A 16,289-nucleotide genomic window follows, 5' to 3' on the forward strand; every position below is an offset into this window, starting at 1 on the left:
CCCATTGCGCAAGCAAGTAAGATCCCTCAAAGACGATGAGGTAGATAGGTTCGGGGTGGAAGCGCGGCGACGCGTGCAGCTGACGAATACTAATCGATCGAGGACTTAACCAACACGTTGTTTTCACCTGTCGCATATCCAGTTTTGAGGGCGCAAGCCGCGAGTTTTTTTCAAAAAAAAGCTTGCAATACCAGCTAGACTTGGTATAATAAAACTTGTCTTTCAAAATAAATTGGTCTGGTAATGATGGCAAAGAGGCCACACCCGTTCCCATCCCGAACACGGAAGTTAAGCTCTTTTGCGCCGATGGTAGTTGGGGGTTTCCCCCTGTGAGAGTAGGACGTTGCCAGGCTGATCCATATTATTCCGAAGTAGCTCAGTGGTAGAGCACCGCACTGTTAATGCGATGGTCGTAGGTTCGAGTCCTACCTTCGGAGCCATCTTTTGGAGAGCTGTCCGAGTGGCCGAAGGAGCATGATTGGAAATCATGTAGGCGGGCAACCGTCTCAAGGGTTCGAATCCCTTGCTCTCCGCCAGTAGATATTCTTCAATACAAATTAATGGCCCCTTGGTCAAGCGGTTAAGACACCGCCCTTTCACGGCGGTAACACGGGTTCGAATCCCGTAGGGGTCACCATTTACATATTAAAACGGAGGATTAGCTCAGCTGGGAGAGCATCTGCCTTACAAGCAGAGGGTCGGCGGTTCGATCCCGTCATCCTCCACCATTTCCAACATACATAATTCCAGTTATGATTTGAAAAGTTTCTTCTATTATATAAGTATTCCTTTGGCAATAGATTGCCTTACAAAATGAGTACAAGTATGATAAAGTAAGAACAGTACGATTGTCGCGGTACAGAGAACATCACTGAACAAAGATGGCGATTGTCACCGAAGCAGCCGAAGGCGATGCAGGTGTCCATCAAGCGAAAAGCGTAAGAGTAACAATGTATCACCTATATTATTGTCGCGGGGTAGAGCAGTTCGGTAGCTCGTCGGGCTCATAACCCGGAGGTCGCAGGTTCAAATCCTGCCCCCGCAACCAAAAAGGTCCCGTGGTGTAGCGGTTAACATGCCTGCCTGTCACGCAGGAGATCGCCGGTTCGATCCCGGTCGGGACCGCCATATTTTATTAAAAAAATGGGTCAGTAGCTCAGTTGGTAGAGCATTAGATTGAAGCTCTAAGTGTCGGCGGTTCGATTCCGTCCTGACCCACCATTTTTTAATTCTCCATGCCGGAGTAGCTCAACTGGTAGAGCAACTGACTTGTAATCAGTAGGTTGAGGGTTCAAGTCCTTTCTCCGGCACCACTGGGTGGGGTAGCGAAGTGGCTAAACGCGGCGGACTGTAAATCCGCTCCTTCGGGTTCGGCAGTTCGAATCTGCCCCCCACCACCAGTTTTTATAGGGGCATAGTTTAACGGTAGAACAGAGGTCTCCAAAACCTCCGATGTGGGTTCGATTCCTACTGCCCCTGCCAATTTTAAATTTTATATGATGGCGGTCGTGGCGAAGTGGTTAACGCACCGGATTGTGATTCCGGCACTCGGGGGTTCAATTCCCCTCGTCCGCCCCATGTTTTTTCTTTTAATAATTAATCGATATACCAATAATATTATGGCGGTCGTGGCGAAGTGGTTAACGCACCGGATTGTGATTCCGGCACTCGGGGGTTCAATTCCCCTCGTCCGCCCCATCCAATTATTGGGGTATAGCCAAGCGGTAAGGCAACGGGTTTTGATCCCGTCATGCCCTGGTTCGAATCCAGGTACCCCAGCTTTTGCGGAAGTAGTTCAGTGGTAGAACGCCACCTTGCCAAGGTGGAGGTCGCGGGTTCGAACCCCGTCTTCCGCTCCAAAAGTTATGGCGGCATAGCCAAGTGGTAAGGCATGGGTCTGCAACACCCTTATCACCGGTTCGAGTCCGGTTGCCGCCTCCATAATAATTTGCCGGCGTGGCGGAATTGGCAGACGCGCGGGACTCAAAATCCCGTTCCTTCACGGGAGTGTCGGTTCGACCCCGACCGCCGGTATCATTTAAAAGGGCCTGCCTGCCCTTTATAAACTCCCAGTTTTGATTTATTTCAAAACTGGGAGTTTTTTTGTTGTTTATTTTTGATGAAACGCTAAGGACTTTGCTTCCGCTATGGTTACTCCTATTTTGACAGTACTCTGGCAATAAACAAGAAAAAGAACATGGTGAAGGGCTCCATAAGGACAGGCATCCTTTGCTAGACCAGAGGGGGGAGGCGCAAATGACAATCAGCTGTATGGAGAGTATATTTGAGGTGCAGTAAACCGCAATATGATGAGATTAACCAGTTGAGGGTTATGCCGTTAAAGCGACAGTGGAAATGGCTTAGTGCTGGTCTGTGTATGCAGAGAAGTTTCCTACCTTTAACGAAGTTATATGGGCATGAGAAATGCAGGATCAGATTAGATCGAGATTATAAGCTTGAACCCTTATAAGGCACGCCTAATGGAATTTATGATGAGCAGAATAGCTGTGGGACAAAAATGAAAGGAATTGCTTGGAACAGGAAAAGAAATGGTTAAAGTGCATGTTCTATCGATGGGGGGCAGGTTATAGCTCTTATGGTCAGCCAGAACGAATTTAGCATACTTGGCGGTGAGGCTCGTTCGATTGAGTATGAACTTTACTTGGAACCTATTTTACTGGTTATTTAGCAGTTTTGAAAACGAACAAAGTGCATAAAAGTATTCTAGAATATGCAGTTCTGTGTGAGTCTAGCTTATTGCGCAGCATTTGTAGAAGCTATTTTGCCATCGGCTAATATCATATTAGAAATTCCTTATTGAAGACAAGGCTTCCTTAAAATCGACTGATGCTATTATTGCAAAAGTAAATACTCTGGAAGACTGTAGTTTATGAAGAAAAGAGAGCACCCTCCTAATCTTAAACAACGACACAGCAACCACTAAAAGAATACGTTCTCATAGTGTTTAAAGTCGAAATTTCTGGACTTTAATTAGAAAAAGGAGTATGTTATTTTCGTGGAATTTTTAGATATTGCAGGCATGTAAATTTTATTAATATAGTATGCAACTTGTGTTAAATAGTATATTATATAAAAGCTTAGATTTTATTTTATGAATATAGCGGAGGTAAGAAAATGGCTTTCAAGAAGAAAGATAAGTTTGCAGTTTTATTGGGTGAAATCGCATTGAATTTAAAAGAAAGTGCTGCTTATTTTGCAGATTATAAATTGCGGGAAATCAGCGATTTAAAAATATTCTCCAACACGATGAAGGACTACGAAACCAAAGGGGACAATTATGTCCATACGATTATCCAGGACTTGAATCAAGCATTTATCACGCCGATTGAGCGTGAGGATATCTTGGCCCTTGCCATGACGATGGATGACGTACTAGACGGGCTCGATCACACAGCTTCCATGTTTGAAATGTATTCGGTTATTAATGCAGATGAGTTCATGCTGGAGTTTGTGGAAGCGATTCGCTTGAGCACGATTGAAATTGAAACTGCTGTAGAATTGATGTCTTCTAAGAAATTGCCAGCCATGAGAGAACACGCGATTAAAATTAAAGATTACGAATCCCAATGCGATGTCACAAGACGCCACGCGATCAAACACTTATTCCAGACAGAAAAAGATCCGATCCGCATTATCCAATACAAAGAAATATACGAAGAACTTGAAGAAATTGCAGACCATTGCCAAAAGGTAGCAAACACATTTGAATCAATTATTATGAAAAACGCTTAAGGAGCAAGATGACCGATGGATATGGTTCTGCTATTAACAGTTTTAATTGTCGTTTTTGCTGTAGTATTCGATTTTATCAACGGCTTTCATGATACGGCCAACTCAATCGCCACAGCGGTTTCCACAAAGGCGTTGAAACCGCGGCATGCGATCATGCTGGCTGCTATTATGAACTTTGTCGGAGCTATGGCTTTTACCGGCGTTGCTAAAACAATCACGAAAGATATTGTGGATCCATTTACACTTACAAATGGAACAGTAGTTATTCTTGCAGCTTTACTGGCTGCAATTATTTGGAACTTGGTTACTTGGTACTACGGTATCCCAAGCAGTTCTTCGCATGCCTTAATCGGCTCGATTGCAGGAGCAGCCATTGCGGCGGCCGGCTTTACAGCGCTGAATTACGGCGGATTTATAAAAATCATTCAAGCGTTGATTTTATCGCCAATACTGGCTTTTGCGGTCGGCTATATTGTTTACAGCATCTTTAAAGTGGTGTTTAAAAATAATAACTTGACCAAGACGAACCGTAACTTCCGTTTGATCCAGATTGCGACAGCAGCTTTGCAGTCTTTCTCGCACGGTACCAACGATGCCCAAAAAGCGATGGGGATTATCACCATGGCCTTGATCGTTAATAACTATCAAAGCTCGGATGATATTCAGTTGTGGGTACAGGCGCTTTGTGCGCTTGCCATGGCTCTTGGAACATCTGTCGGCGGATGGAGAATCATCAAGACCGTCGGCGGGAAGATTATGAAGATCCGCCCGGTTAACGGAGTAGCGGCTGACTTAACTGGTGCGGCAGTCATCTTCGGAGCAACGTTCATTCATTTGCCGGTCAGTACAACGCATGTAATTTCGTCATCCATCATGGGTGTAGGAGCTTCACACCGGCTGAAAGGCGTTAAATGGGGAACTGCTAAAACCATGCTGATTACGTGGCTGATTACGATGCCAATTTCTGCTTTATTAGCTGGAGGCATATACTTACTTCTTAATATGTTCCTTTAAAATAGAAAGTGGGAACCTTGGAATTCCAAGGTTCCCATTTTTATTAATATTATTGTGAAAAACTATTGGCGTTTTAAATAATATATGTTATATTTATTAATGTCCTTTTGACATGCCGGCGTGGCGGAATTGGCAGACGCGCGGGACTCAAAATCCCGTTCCTTCACGGGAGTGTCGGTTCGACCCCGACCGCCGGTATACTCATCATCGCCATGCCAAGCGATGAACTTAGAAAGCCGATGTTCTGATTTTTCAGAGCATCGGCTTTTTTGTGTTTATGATCAACTTCTGTAAAAATAGAAAACCGCTGTAGAATGAACTTCTACAGCGGTTTTCATTATTTCGCAAATTCACAGCTTACGCGTTTGTTTTCCGGTTTAAACATTCCATCCGGGTTCTTTTTAAAGAGCCATGCGTGCAAGTCGTAGTGCTGTCCTGGTGAACCGTCGTGGTTATCCATTGGGCCTTGGAATTTCTCGTTGAACAACTCTGGTGTTTTGTCCGTTTTTTCTGCAGGCACATACCATTCAGCTGCGACGAGTTTATAGCTTCCATCTTTCAGAGGCTCATAAACCAAGATTTCCGGTCGTTTGATGTGAAGTTTTGCATCGTCAACACGGTTTGGCTTGATCAAGTGAATTCCCATATTCGGTACACAGGCTCCTGGTACTAATCCAGTGAATCCCTCGTCCAGTGCAACTTCGATGTCCCGGTACTTTTTAAGCGCTCTTTTGCTGATGGTCAGCTCCTTTTTCACCGTGAACTTGTAGTCATCGCCGCCATTGTCATGGTGGTGAGGATGAGCACTGACTGACGACATGGCAGACAGACTGAGAAATGCGACCATGAGAGCAACGAGAAGCTTTTTCATTGTTCTTCCTCCTTGATAAATATTTAATATATGTATCAAGAAAATGACGTTAAATTCAACTTCATTATATACCCGCTATTTCAAAAAGCAATAAAAAGTTGACTAAATAATCAGAATATTTAAAGGTGTATTTTCAGCTCCTTTTTAGCCGCTTTAAAATTGTATCTTTATTAATGGAGAATATTCGAAGCTTACTTCTATTTAAAATCCATGTATCGGCTACATCAAAAATATGTTCTATTTTTAAAGGATTGAAGTTAATATTGTGGAATTAAGAAGCTTAGGCGAAAGGAGCGATGGCAAATGAAAATTGGGCGTCTGGACCATTTGGTTTTAACGGTAGCAGACATCGAGAGTACTTGCGAATTCTATCACCAGGTTTTAGGGATGGAAATCCAAACCTTTGGAGATAATAGAAAAGCTTTAAAGTTTGGAAACCAAAAAATCAATTTGCATGAAGCCGGAAAAGAATTCGAACCAAAAGCAAAGAGGCCTGTACCTGGCAGCGCAGATCTTTGTTTTATCACCGAGACGCCGCTTGTTGAAGTGGCAGAACATCTGAAGCGCTGCAAGGTTGAAGTTGAAGAAGGGCCTGTCCAAAGAACCGGAGCAACTGGAGCGATTGCATCCGTCTACATAAGAGATCCGGATGGAAACCTGATCGAAATTTCAACTTACTGACGGGAAGGCAATTAGCAAATATAGTGCAGGGGGTCATTGAATGGATTATGACGTGATTATTGTGGGAGCCGGTTCCATGGGGATGGCAGCGGGCTATTATTTGGCGGAAAAAGGGAAGCGGGTCTTGTTGCTGGATGCACATGATCCGCCTCATACAGAAGGATCGCATCACGGGGAAACACGGATTATCCGTCATGCTTACGGAGAAGGGGAAAGTTATGTTGCGATGGCGCTTCGGGCACAGGAATTGTGGAATGAGCTGCAGGAACGATCAGAAGAAGAGCTGTTCATAAAAACGGGAGTCCTGACAGTTGCGCGGCCGGAGTCTTCGTTTATGCAAAACGTTATGCATAGCGCTGAAGCCTATTCATTGAAAGTTGAGCAATTGACTGCCGGAGAAATCAACCGTAGATGGAATGGTTTCCGAGCTCCGGAAGGCTTTATCGGCTGCCTTGAATTGGAGTCGGGTGTATTGATGAGTGAAAATTGTATCAGCGCCTTCAAAACGCAAGCTTTAAAACATGGCGCTGTTCTAAAGGTTCATACACCTGTTACTTCCATCTCAGTTTTTGATGATTCTGTAGAAGTGGCAGCAGGAGCGGAAAAATTTACCGCAGATTCATTGATTGTCACGCCGGGAGCAGCTGCCAGGAAATTGCTTCCATTAATCGGCTTAGATTTGCCGCTGCAAGAATTAAGAACAACGTTTTCCTGGTTTGAAACGGATGAAAAGATTTATTCAGCACAAAGTTTTCCTGCCTATCTATTTGAATTGCGGGCTGAAACGTACTATGGTTTTCCGAGCATTAACGGAACAGGCGTAAAAATCGGCCGACATGATGGAGGGCGTCCTCGCGATATGCGGAAACCACCTGAGGTATTTGGAACTTATGAACAAGATCAACAGGACGTAGCCGGCTTTGCTCAACGCTTTATGCCAAAAGTGGGGAAACACTATTTGGGCAAGGCATGCACTTATACAAATACTCCGGACGGCAATTTCATTATTGATAAGCATCCGGACCACGAACATGTCGTTGTGGCTTGCGGCTTCTCGGGCCACGGATTTAAATTCAGCAGCGCAGTTGGAGAAATTTTATATGAATTGGTGACAGGAGACCGAAAATCGGTTGTGGATATCCGGCCGTTTTCAATAAAAAGATTTGAGAAATAGAAAAATATCAAACTTAACGCGGATTCTGCTCTGATGAAAGATGAAGCTGTTCCAATAAATACTCGAGCCGTTGAAAATTTTCCTGTCCGATCCTGCGCCTGATTTTTCCTCGTTTCATGGCAGGTGCTTCTCTGTGTTCGTCAATCAGCAGAAGCACATCGGAAATGAACGGTTCCGGATATTGCAGGGCAGAAAGAATGGGATAGGCCAAGTACATGGAAATGTGCTCATAGCCGTAAAAATTGTCTTCTATAATAAGCACAGGCTTGCGGATATGGGATTTGCCAATTTCATGGAGCAGCATCACCCAAGAAAGAAGTTGCCGTTCTTGGGAAGCCTGAACATCCAAATGGACTTGATTGAACAGCTTGTACGAATGATAAGCGATGGCTTTCATTTCAAGGTGAGTGCTGAGAGCTTTTGTTTCTTCAAAAGACGCATACAAGCCAAGGATATCTTCAAAAGAAGCTGCTTCAGAGCCGATAAGCTGCCGGTGGCTTTGGGCTTCTGAAGAAGTTATAGATGGCTTAAAGACGGAAATAATGCTGATTTTATCAAACTTTTCATCTTTTCTCGGAAACTGCAGAGCCCGAATGTAACGTTCGAGAATCGCTTCGGGTACCCGTTCCTGGTCATTTCGCATCCGGTTGCGCTGTTTCAGTACCTCATAGGGAGTCAAGAACAGGACCGCTTCTGTCTCGGCATCAAGTTTTTGTAGCCGGTTCAGGAGGCTTTTCCGTCTCGCCGATGCAAGGTTTGTGGCATCGTAAATGACATCATGGCCGGCAGCGAGTGCAGCGGCAGTTTGCTGGTATAGATCTTCAAACACTACGCGGTGGTCAATCGCTTCTTCCATAACAAACTTTTCACGAGCAATCTGATCTGATGACAAATGGATCCATTCTTGTTCAATTTCAATGACTTTCGTGGCATATGTCGATTTTCCGCTGCCCGGAAGCCCGATAAGCACTTTCATTCGTGCCATCCAATCACTCCTCTCAACCCGTTTCTCTGTCAAAACACATTGCTTAGTTGCTATAATAACTGAATATTGGATTGATTTAATAGTGCGAGGGACAGAGGAGGGCATTCATGAAACATATACATAGCGATATCCTGCAGTTTCGGGGAACCCATTATGATTTTGGCTGGATGCAGGGACAATTATTGAAAGATTCGATTACGCTTGAAAACCGCAGAAAGCAGTGGAAAGTAAAAAGGCCGCGATTCCAAATCGATGTGGCAGAAACGCAAACTGCCTTTGAACAGTTTGCGCCGGGAATCTGACAGGAATTGAACGGCTTGCGGGACAGCCTCGATTTGCCGATGGAGGAGGTCTTGCGCGACTTTGGCGGCTACCGGATTGATGCCATGCCTTCAGGCTGTTCGATCGTTACGGGAGACGGCTTCATGGTGCGCAATTATGATTTTCATCCGCAAACGTATGAAGGGCGCTTCAGTGTATTTCAGCCGACTGACGGCGGCTATGCCATGATCGGACCGACTTCGCGCATTACCGGGCGGATGGATGGCATGAACGAGAAAGGCCTGGCAATGGGCTATAATTTCACGCACCGGAAAAAGCCGGGAGACGGTTTTGTTTGTTACATGATCGGCCGCATCATTTTGGAGACATGTGCCACGGTGCAAGAAGCAGTAGAGTTAGTAAAAGCAATTCCGCACCGGGGTTCGTTCAGCTACGTCGTAACGGATCTCAGTGGAGAGACTTTTGTAATCGAAGCAAGCCCGAGGGCAGTCGATGTGCGCAAAACGAATGTCTGCACCAATCATTTTGAAATACAGGCGCATGAAAACCGCAATTATTTAAAAGACTCCCATCAGCGTCTTGAAGCAATTGTATCTCAACCTAAAGAAACAACAGATGCTTATAAAGCATATCGGCTTTTCAATGATATGGACAAAGGCGTGTTTTCAACAGATTATAAAAGCTGGGCAGGAACCATCCATACCTCGGTATATTTGCCGAAAGATAAACAGGCCTGGTTTTCCATAGGGGGCAACCAGGAGCCGACTGTTTTCGATTTCGGGGAGTGGCTGGATGGACAGGATCTCGAGGTTCAGAAAGTTTATGGCGAAATCGATACAGAGATCGGGTTTGCCCATTTGGAAAAGAACTACGCTTATAAATAAGAAAAGCGGAAGCACCTGTCCAGCTCCGACAAGCGCAGAAGCGGCTCGAGGGGCTAGGTGCTGGAGTTTGGACAATAAGAAAAGCGGAAGTACCTGGTCAACCCCGTCAAGCGCTTAGATAACTGAAAAACAGCCCTCACTTTTGGAGTGAGGGCTGTTTTTACATTTCCGCCATATGGACAAACGGCAGATGGGTATCAATTTTTCCGTTGATCCGCTTGGCATACAAGCGTTCGCCCTGTATCCAGCGGTCAAAATCAAACATCAGCGGCAAGCGGTCCGGACCTATCGCAAAGCCGACTTCCAGGCTATGCGGGAAATAAGAGGCCGTATGCAAGGTGCCGGAAGCTGTCGTGTATTTCTTTGAGAAGACGCCCTGGTCGGAGTCGTTGAGCAGCCGGAAAGCGCTGTAGGCATCCGCCATGTTCTGGTAAGCGAGCATGGTTTCTTCCCGACGGCGTGAATCATCGGTCTGATAGCGGTTTTCTTCTGTCAGCAATTCAAAATGATTGGTGGATACCGACGACTCGCGGACGACTACGGAACGCGGTGAAGCTTCCACCACCACCGATTTCCCGGTGCGGTCCAGCAGCACATAGCTGAATGAACGGCGGTGCGGAATGTCTTTCAGCAAATCGATGGCTTCTTCAATGGAAGCGCAATTCTCCAAAATCAACCGGCCGATCATATTGCAGATAAAGCCGTCTTCTGAATTGCGGCGGTTGATGAAGTTATAGCCCATCGCCAGGCCTTTTTCATTCAGCCCGTCAGTACGCCCGGTAATCTGCATCGTCGGTCCAATTGTCGCATAACCGCCGTCAGTCGGCTGGTACAGCGCAAATCGGCCCTCGTAGCCTTGCGGCGCACTGTCGTAATTGCGGACCATAAAATCGGAGCCGGTGAAGATGGAGCAGCCGCTTCGCACGTATTCCAAATAATAGCCGCCGAACTCGCGGATGGCATCATGCAAATCCCATTCGAGGCTGTCGGACAGGCCCATAATCTCTTCCCAAATCTTTGGAGCGAACGACTGAAGCATTTTGGTCGCTTGCTGTTCATTTATCAACAAACTTTTGCTTGATGAATTTCTTTGTTTGCGGCGGTTTGGCAGCAGAATCGAATCTTTCAGCCGCTCGCCTTGCATAAAACCGAAATCATAATGGCTTCCACGGAATTGGATAATATCACTATGCACTCGTTTCACTTGAAGACCTTCTTTTCTCTCGGATTAACAAGATTTTACTGCATCCGGCGCAAAATAGAAAAGAATATGCTTAAGAAGTCAGACGACCTGTATATCAGCTTCTCCGCCATTGATGCCCGTAAACATATTGGAAGCCGCCGTCAGCAGCTGCAAGGCTGTGTCTTTTTCCATAGAAGGGCGCAGGTAAAAAATATGTAACGCATTTTTTGTAGCTTCTGTCACAGCGGTCCGTTTTGAATCGACATAAGGGCTTCCGAAAGCGCCTTGTGCATCTTTAGAAACGAGAATGTTCGTTAAGGTGTTCACCCGGTTATTGAGGCCTTCAAACTGGTCCTCGGAAGTGCCGCTAGCAATCTCCACATCCCCTTCGATTTTGTCCGCATCATATAAGCCAAGCGGTATTTCGTATTGCAGGGATAGGAAGCTGTTCATATCGACAGCCGAGTGGATGGACTGGAGGTAATTTTGTTTTTTGATGCGGCGGTACAGTGCTTCCGCAGAGGGGCGGTAACGGCTCGGGTCAGCGCCGAGCGCTTTCCAGATCAGCTGCCATTCCAGAAGACCGGGAAAGTCGGTGAGTTCTTTTTCTTCCAGGTCAAAATACAGCTGCTCCTGAAAAAGCTGAAGCCGGCCTTTTAACATTTGAGGTGACTCGGAAACGGTGATATTGTTATAATGAATAGTTCCTATTTTAAAGTCAGGAAGGATTTCAATAATTGATGGATGGATTGACAGTTCCATGGCAATCTTCCTTTCAGATGATGGATTAGGCTTATCGTATCATATAATAAGAATGAGGGGTTACAAGATGAATCTGGATCAATTCCAAAAAGACCTTGTTGCGTATGCCTCGGAAATCGGAATTGATAAAATCGGTTTTGCTTCAGCTGAACCTTTTTATAACCTGCGGCACCGGCTGATCCGCCAGCAGCAATTAAACTACCAATCCGGCTTTGAAGAACCGGATCTTGATAAGCGGACGCGTCCCGCCCTTTTGCTGGATGAAGCAGTAAGCATCATTGCCATTGCCATCGCTTACCCTTCCAAAATGAAAGATGCGCCTCAAGGGGTGAGAGGCGCACGGCGCGGCATCTTTTCACGCTCTTCGTGGGGGAAAGATTACCATGCGGCGCTTCGTGAGCGCTTGACGCTCTTAGAAGCTTTCATCGCTGCCCATTATCCGGACGCCCGCATGCGTTCCATGGTCGACACAGGCGAGCTGTCCGACCGGGCAGTTGCGGAACGGGCAGGAATCGGCTGGAGTGCAAAGAATACATCGATTATCACGCCGGAGTTTGGTTCGTATGTCTATCTGGGCGAAATGATCACCAATATTCCGTTCCGTTTTGATGAAGCAATGGAAGACCAGTGCGGTGACTGCCGTTTGTGCATCGACGTATGCCCGACCGGTGCAATAGTAGAAGGCGGACAGTTGAATGCCCAGCGCTGCATTTCTTTCCTGACGCAGACAAAAGGCTTTCTGCCGGACGAATTCCGCACGGTGATCGGCAACCGCTTGTATGGCTGTGACACATGCCAGACAGTCTGTCCGAAAAACAAACGCAAAGCCAATGGGATCCATCCGGAGTTCGAGCCGGATCCCGAGATTGCAAAACCGCTTTTGGAACCGTTGTTGACGATTTCCAACCGGGAATTCAAGAGCAAATTTGGTTATGTCTCGGGCTCTTGGAGAGGCAAAAAGCCGATTCAGCGAAATGCCATTTTGGCGTTGGCTCATTTTAAAGAAGAAAGCGCTGTGCCCGTGCTAATCGAATTATTAATGAAAGACGACCGGCCGGTAATCCGGGGGACAGCGGCCTGGGCTATTGGCAAAATCGGCACAGAAGAGGGGCTGCAAGCGCTCAAACAGGCGCGGCACACTGAGCAGGATGAAGAAGCATTAGCAGAAATTCAAAAAGGATTGGCATTTTTCGCCGAAGAATTGAAAGGATAAGTGAAAGATTTGGCTATACACATTGTTTTGTACCAACCGCTGATTCCAGCAAATACAGGAAATATTGCACGTTCATGTGCAGGGACAGGAGTGAAGCTCCATTTGATCCGTCCGCTTGGCTTTTCAACAGATGACAAAATGTTGAAGCGTGCCGGACTGGACTACTGGGAGCATGTCGACTTGAGCTATTATGACTCTTTGCAGGAACTGTTCGACCGGTACAAAGAAGGCGAGTTCTATTACATCACGAAATTCGGCACAAAAACCTATTCAACATTCGATTTCTCGGACCGGGAAAAAGATCATTTCTTCGTTTTCGGCCAGGAAACGAAAGGATTGCCGAAGGAATTGATTGAACAAAACCTGGACCATTGCCTGCGCATTCCGATGAACGAGCATATCCGTTCCTTGAATCTCTCCAACACAGCAGCGATTCTGATGTACGAGGCCCTGCGCCAGCAGGATTTCCCGGATTTAACTTAATTGCGGGCATGAAAAAAGGACAGCCAATGGCTGTCCTTTTGCATTATTTCTTTTCAAAAGTACCTGGTTTGTCATCGTAGCCAGCAGTGAAGATAGCTAACAAGAACGCTACACAGATTCCTAGGATTAGGATTAAGTTCATACGTAATGACCTCCTTGAAATTTGCAACTGTGTTTAGTATATCGTAATCACGGGAAAAATGAAACAGAACGGCGAAGTGAAATGTGGAGATTTTCTGTACAAATTTCAACACGCCTGTCGTAAGTTTTTCTTAATGTTGATAAAAATGAAACCTCCACGGATATCATTCGTATAATAGGTAAATAAGGTTCAAAGAGGTGAAAAGGATGAAAATGAAAATTTCAGTCGCTTTATTATGGATTACCGGTCTGGCAGAAGCTGCTTTGGCTATTCCGTTTATAGGCGGGAGTTTTGTCATATCGACGGGCTATACAGCACTTGGTGTAATGTTTGTGCTGCATGCAATCACCCTGTTCTTCTGTTTCCGTGAATACTCGCCAAAAAGCGGATCAATTCTCGGAATTATTACCAGCGTCTTAGCATGGATTCCATTAATCGGTTGGGCGCTTCACTTATTGACTGCTTTCGTGTTGATCGTCTCCGCTATGGTATCCGGATTTGGATCACGAGCTAGAATATAAAAAAAACCGCCAAATGGCGGTTTTTTTCTATTTAATGCGGCGCAATGATGATTTGGATGGTGAACAAGACCGCAAATACATAAAGAATCGGGTGGACCGTTTTGGCTTTGCCAATAAAGATTTTCATTAACGGGTAAGTGATAAAGCCAAGAGCAATGCCGGTCGCGATGCTGGAAGTCAGCGGCATCATCAGAACGACAAGGAATGCCGGGAAGGCTTCGTCGAATTTCTCCCACTCAATCTGTTTAACAGAGCCGATCATCAGACTGCCGACAATGATAAGCGCAGGAGCCGTGATGGCTGCCACATTGGAGAGGGCAGAAACGAAAGGCCCAAAAAAAGCGGCAATGATAAACAGGATGGCAACTGTCAGAGAAGTTAATCCTGTCCGCCCGCCAGCGGCTACGCCAGCTGTCGATTCGACATAGGCAGTCGTTGGACTTGTTCCGACCATTGCACCGGCTGTCGCTGCGAAAGAATCAGCGAGCAAGGCCTGACGCATGCGCGGCATGTCATTATTCTTCATGAGACCCGCTTGTTTCGCAACGCCGACCATGGTGCCGGTCGTATCAAAGAGCGTAACCAGCAGGAAAGAAAAGACCACACCGTATAATCCATATTCGATGACCAGCTGAACCGCTTCAAGAGGGTTCCAGACAAGGATGCCTTCAGGAAGAGAAGGCAGCTGGAGCAGCGCCCCTTCGAATTTCAATTGGCCGGTAATCAGTGCAATAATGCCGGTTACGATCATGCCGTAAAAAATGCCGCCGTGGATATTCAAAGACATAAAAATCAAAGTGACCACTAAACCAACCAGAGTCAGGACAACGGGAGGCGAAGTCAAGTCGCCAAGGCCGACTAAGTTGGCTTCATTGGCTACTATTAAGTTGCTGAGCCGAAGGCCGATAAAGGCGATAAACAAACCGATTCCGGCAGTGATGGCGTGTTTTAAGTTTTCCGGAATTGCCTGGATTAAAATTTTGCGCAGACGCGTCAAAGACAAAAGGACAAAAATCAAGCCGGCAATAAACACAGCTGAAAAAGCGGTAACATAATCAATGGCTCCGTTCGAACCAAGAACCAACGAAGTGAAATAAGCATTCAACCCCATGCCGGGTGCAATAGCAATCGGGTAATTGGCAAACAGCGCCATCCATAGGGTGCCGATTGCAGCAGCGATGATGGTGGCCATAAAGACTTGGTCAAAAGGGACGCCAGCTGCACTTAAAATGACGGGATTCACAATTACGACATAAGCCATCGTCAAAAAAGTTGTCATGCCGGCAAGAATTTCTGTTTTTACAGTAGTGCCGTTTTCTTTTAACTGAAACATGGGTGTTACTCCTCCTAAAACACGAACATTTTAAACAACGTTAACTATATTATTCGCTTTTGCTCAAGAAAGCAAGCGATTTTTATAAAAACAGGCAAGGCAGTCGAAATTTCTTCAGCTTATTTGTACAATAGGAAAAGAAAGGATGATGAAAATGGATTTCACGATCAATTCAACAAAAACTTTACATAACGGCGTTGAGATGCCGCGCTTTGGCCTTGGGGTCTACAAGATGACCGACAAAGAAGCGGCTGTCGAAGCGATGCTTGCGGCTATCAATGCAGGATACCGCGCTATCGATACGGCGGCGGTCTATCAAAATGAAAACGAAGTGGGAGAGGCTGTACGCTCTTCACGCGTGAAGCGGGAAGAATTGTTCATCACTTCAAAAGTATGGAATACGGATCAAGGCTATGACAATACGCTGCGCGCTTTTGAAGCGTCTCTGAAGCGCCTCGGCTTTGATTACCTTGACCTGTATTTGACCCATTGGGCGATTCCGGATACGTATGAAGAAACATACCGGGCGATTCAGCGCCTCTATGATGAAAAGCTGGTACGTTCGATCGGTGTGTCCAATCATCAGCAGCATCACCTGGAAAAAATCCTGGCAAAAGCAAATACGAAGCCGATGGTCAACCAGATTGAATTGCATCCGCAGCTGACACAGGAACCGCTGCGTGAATTCTGTGCAACAAATGACATTGCAGTGACATCCTGGTCACCGTTGGCACGCGGCCGTCTGCTGGAAGATCCAGTCCTTGCAAAAATCGGAGAAGCCCATGGCAAGTCCATTGCCCAAGTGGTAATCCGCTGGCACCTGCAAAGCGATCTGATTGTCATACCGAAATCTGTAACGCCGTCGCGCATTGCGGAAAATGCCGATGTCTTCGACTTTACTTTATCCGCTGAAGAAATGAAGATGATTGATGGATTGAATCAAGACTGGCGTTCAGGAACGCATCCTGACAAAATTACAGTATAAAAAGAAAAACCGCCAAATGATTG

13 protein-coding genes, 17 tRNA genes, 2 rRNA genes and 1 pseudogene are annotated in these 16,289 nt (G+C 46.0%); 28 read left to right on the forward strand and 5 right to left on the reverse strand.

Features of this window, described 5'->3' with window-relative positions:
• The 21 genes from HU147_RS14385 to HU147_RS14485 all read left to right on the forward strand — a co-directional run.
• Nucleotides 1-113 (forward strand): 23S ribosomal RNA (locus HU147_RS14385); the annotation flags it as partial.
• A 123-nt stretch (nucleotides 114-236) separates the two neighbouring features.
• Nucleotides 237-352: ribosomal RNA gene (gene rrf, locus HU147_RS14390) — 5S ribosomal RNA — on the forward strand.
• Between the two features lie 13 nt (nucleotides 353-365).
• Nucleotides 366-440, forward strand: a tRNA-Asn gene (locus tag HU147_RS14395).
• A gap of 6 nt (nucleotides 441-446) precedes the next feature.
• Nucleotides 447-536 (forward strand) — tRNA-Ser (locus HU147_RS14400).
• 26 nt (nucleotides 537-562) lie between these two features.
• Nucleotides 563-637, forward strand: a tRNA-Glu gene (locus tag HU147_RS14405).
• Between the two features lie 15 nt (nucleotides 638-652).
• Nucleotides 653-728: transfer RNA gene (locus HU147_RS14410), tRNA-Val, on the forward strand.
• Between the two features lie 243 nt (nucleotides 729-971).
• Nucleotides 972-1,048 (forward strand) — tRNA-Met (locus HU147_RS14415).
• A gap of 4 nt (nucleotides 1,049-1,052) precedes the next feature.
• Nucleotides 1,053-1,128 (forward strand) — tRNA-Asp (locus HU147_RS14420).
• 17 nt (nucleotides 1,129-1,145) lie between these two features.
• Nucleotides 1,146-1,221: transfer RNA gene (locus HU147_RS14425), tRNA-Phe, on the forward strand.
• Between the two features lie 16 nt (nucleotides 1,222-1,237).
• Nucleotides 1,238-1,313, forward strand: a tRNA-Thr gene (locus HU147_RS14430).
• Nucleotides 1,314-1,316: 3 nt separating this feature from the next.
• Nucleotides 1,317-1,400: transfer RNA gene (locus tag HU147_RS14435), tRNA-Tyr, on the forward strand.
• Between the two features lie 8 nt (nucleotides 1,401-1,408).
• Nucleotides 1,409-1,482 (forward strand) — tRNA-Trp (locus HU147_RS14440).
• Between the two features lie 20 nt (nucleotides 1,483-1,502).
• Nucleotides 1,503-1,578, forward strand: a tRNA-His gene (locus tag HU147_RS14445).
• 44 nt (nucleotides 1,579-1,622) lie between these two features.
• Nucleotides 1,623-1,698: transfer RNA gene (locus HU147_RS14450), tRNA-His, on the forward strand.
• Nucleotides 1,699-1,707: 9 nt separating this feature from the next.
• Nucleotides 1,708-1,779, forward strand: a tRNA-Gln gene (locus HU147_RS14455).
• Nucleotides 1,780-1,784: 5 nt separating this feature from the next.
• A tRNA-Gly gene (locus HU147_RS14460) sits at nucleotides 1,785-1,859 on the forward strand.
• An 8-nt stretch (nucleotides 1,860-1,867) separates the two neighbouring features.
• Nucleotides 1,868-1,941 (forward strand) — tRNA-Cys (locus HU147_RS14465).
• A 9-nt stretch (nucleotides 1,942-1,950) separates the two neighbouring features.
• Nucleotides 1,951-2,034, forward strand: a tRNA-Leu gene (locus HU147_RS14470).
• 1,101 nt (nucleotides 2,035-3,135) lie between these two features.
• Nucleotides 3,136-3,753, forward strand: coding sequence for a DUF47 domain-containing protein (locus tag HU147_RS14475; protein ID WP_224076899.1), 618 nt, complete (start codon nucleotides 3,136-3,138; stop codon nucleotides 3,751-3,753).
• A 15-nt stretch (nucleotides 3,754-3,768) separates the two neighbouring features.
• Nucleotides 3,769-4,767 (forward strand): inorganic phosphate transporter, encoded by a 999-nt coding sequence (locus tag HU147_RS14480; protein ID WP_224076900.1) that lies wholly within the window; start codon nucleotides 3,769-3,771, stop codon nucleotides 4,765-4,767.
• A 114-nt stretch (nucleotides 4,768-4,881) separates the two neighbouring features.
• A tRNA-Leu gene (locus HU147_RS14485) sits at nucleotides 4,882-4,965 on the forward strand.
• A gap of 139 nt (nucleotides 4,966-5,104) precedes the next feature.
• Here HU147_RS14485 and HU147_RS14490 read toward each other — a convergent pair.
• Nucleotides 5,105-5,638 carry a hypothetical protein gene (locus HU147_RS14490; protein WP_224076901.1) on the reverse strand — a complete coding sequence of 178 codons (534 nt, stop codon included), beginning with the start codon at nucleotides 5,636-5,638 and terminating at the stop codon, nucleotides 5,105-5,107.
• Nucleotides 5,639-5,941: 303 nt separating this feature from the next.
• Between HU147_RS14490 and HU147_RS14495 the strand changes: the two genes are divergently transcribed.
• The gene (locus HU147_RS14495) at nucleotides 5,942-6,319 is read left to right on the forward strand and encodes a VOC family protein (RefSeq protein WP_224076902.1); all 378 of its coding nucleotides are present in this window, start codon (nucleotides 5,942-5,944) and stop codon (nucleotides 6,317-6,319) included.
• A 40-nt stretch (nucleotides 6,320-6,359) separates the two neighbouring features.
• Complete coding sequence (gene solA / locus HU147_RS14500) at nucleotides 6,360-7,493, forward strand: N-methyl-L-tryptophan oxidase (protein WP_224076903.1); 1,134 nt, start codon at nucleotides 6,360-6,362, stop codon at nucleotides 7,491-7,493.
• Between the two features lie 13 nt (nucleotides 7,494-7,506).
• Here the strand turns inward: solA and HU147_RS14505 are convergent, their stop codons facing one another.
• A complete protein-coding gene (locus tag HU147_RS14505; RefSeq protein WP_224076904.1) occupies nucleotides 7,507-8,478 on the reverse strand; it encodes an ATP-binding protein in 972 nt (323 codons plus the stop codon).
• A 107-nt stretch (nucleotides 8,479-8,585) separates the two neighbouring features.
• On the opposite strand from HU147_RS14505, the pseudogene HU147_RS14510 reads away from it, so the two are divergent.
• A pseudogene (locus tag HU147_RS14510) lies at nucleotides 8,586-9,644 on the forward strand (C45 family autoproteolytic acyltransferase/hydolase).
• Between the two features lie 160 nt (nucleotides 9,645-9,804).
• On the opposite strand, the gene HU147_RS14515 reads toward HU147_RS14510, so the two are convergent.
• Entirely contained in the window at nucleotides 9,805-10,848 is a 1,044-nt protein-coding gene (locus tag HU147_RS14515; protein ID WP_224076905.1) for a C45 family autoproteolytic acyltransferase/hydolase, read from the reverse strand.
• A 78-nt stretch (nucleotides 10,849-10,926) separates the two neighbouring features.
• A complete protein-coding gene (locus HU147_RS14520) occupies nucleotides 10,927-11,589 on the reverse strand; it encodes a B3/B4 domain-containing protein (protein ID WP_224076906.1) in 663 nt (220 codons plus the stop codon).
• A gap of 67 nt (nucleotides 11,590-11,656) precedes the next feature.
• On the opposite strand from HU147_RS14520, the gene queG reads away from it, so the two are divergent.
• The 3 genes from queG (at nucleotide 11,657) to HU147_RS14535 (ending at nucleotide 13,948) form a co-directional block, all read left to right on the forward strand.
• Nucleotides 11,657-12,802 carry a tRNA epoxyqueuosine(34) reductase QueG gene (gene queG / locus HU147_RS14525; RefSeq protein ID WP_224076907.1) on the forward strand — a complete coding sequence of 382 codons (1,146 nt, stop codon included), beginning with the start codon at nucleotides 11,657-11,659 and terminating at the stop codon, nucleotides 12,800-12,802.
• 9 nt (nucleotides 12,803-12,811) lie between these two features.
• Nucleotides 12,812-13,285 carry a tRNA (uridine(34)/cytosine(34)/5-carboxymethylaminomethyluridine(34)-2'-O)-methyltransferase TrmL gene (gene trmL / locus HU147_RS14530; RefSeq protein WP_036807855.1) on the forward strand — a complete coding sequence of 158 codons (474 nt, stop codon included), beginning with the start codon at nucleotides 12,812-12,814 and terminating at the stop codon, nucleotides 13,283-13,285.
• Between the two features lie 354 nt (nucleotides 13,286-13,639).
• The gene (locus HU147_RS14535) at nucleotides 13,640-13,948 is read left to right on the forward strand and encodes a hypothetical protein (RefSeq protein ID WP_224077010.1); all 309 of its coding nucleotides are present in this window, start codon (nucleotides 13,640-13,642) and stop codon (nucleotides 13,946-13,948) included.
• Nucleotides 13,949-13,979: 31 nt separating this feature from the next.
• Here HU147_RS14535 and HU147_RS14540 read toward each other — a convergent pair whose 3' ends face one another.
• Nucleotides 13,980-15,281 carry an NCS2 family permease gene (locus tag HU147_RS14540; RefSeq protein WP_224076908.1) on the reverse strand — a complete coding sequence of 434 codons (1,302 nt, stop codon included), beginning with the start codon at nucleotides 15,279-15,281 and terminating at the stop codon, nucleotides 13,980-13,982.
• Nucleotides 15,282-15,435: 154 nt separating this feature from the next.
• Between HU147_RS14540 and HU147_RS14545 the strand changes: the two genes are divergently transcribed.
• Nucleotides 15,436-16,266 carry an aldo/keto reductase gene (locus HU147_RS14545; protein WP_224077011.1) on the forward strand — a complete coding sequence of 277 codons (831 nt, stop codon included), beginning with the start codon at nucleotides 15,436-15,438 and terminating at the stop codon, nucleotides 16,264-16,266.
• Nucleotides 16,267-16,289: the final 23 nt, after the last annotated feature.

This window comes from Planococcus chinensis, from assembly GCF_020071995.1.
Taxonomy (GTDB): Bacteria; Bacillota; Bacilli; order Bacillales_A; family Planococcaceae; genus Planococcus; species Planococcus chinensis_A.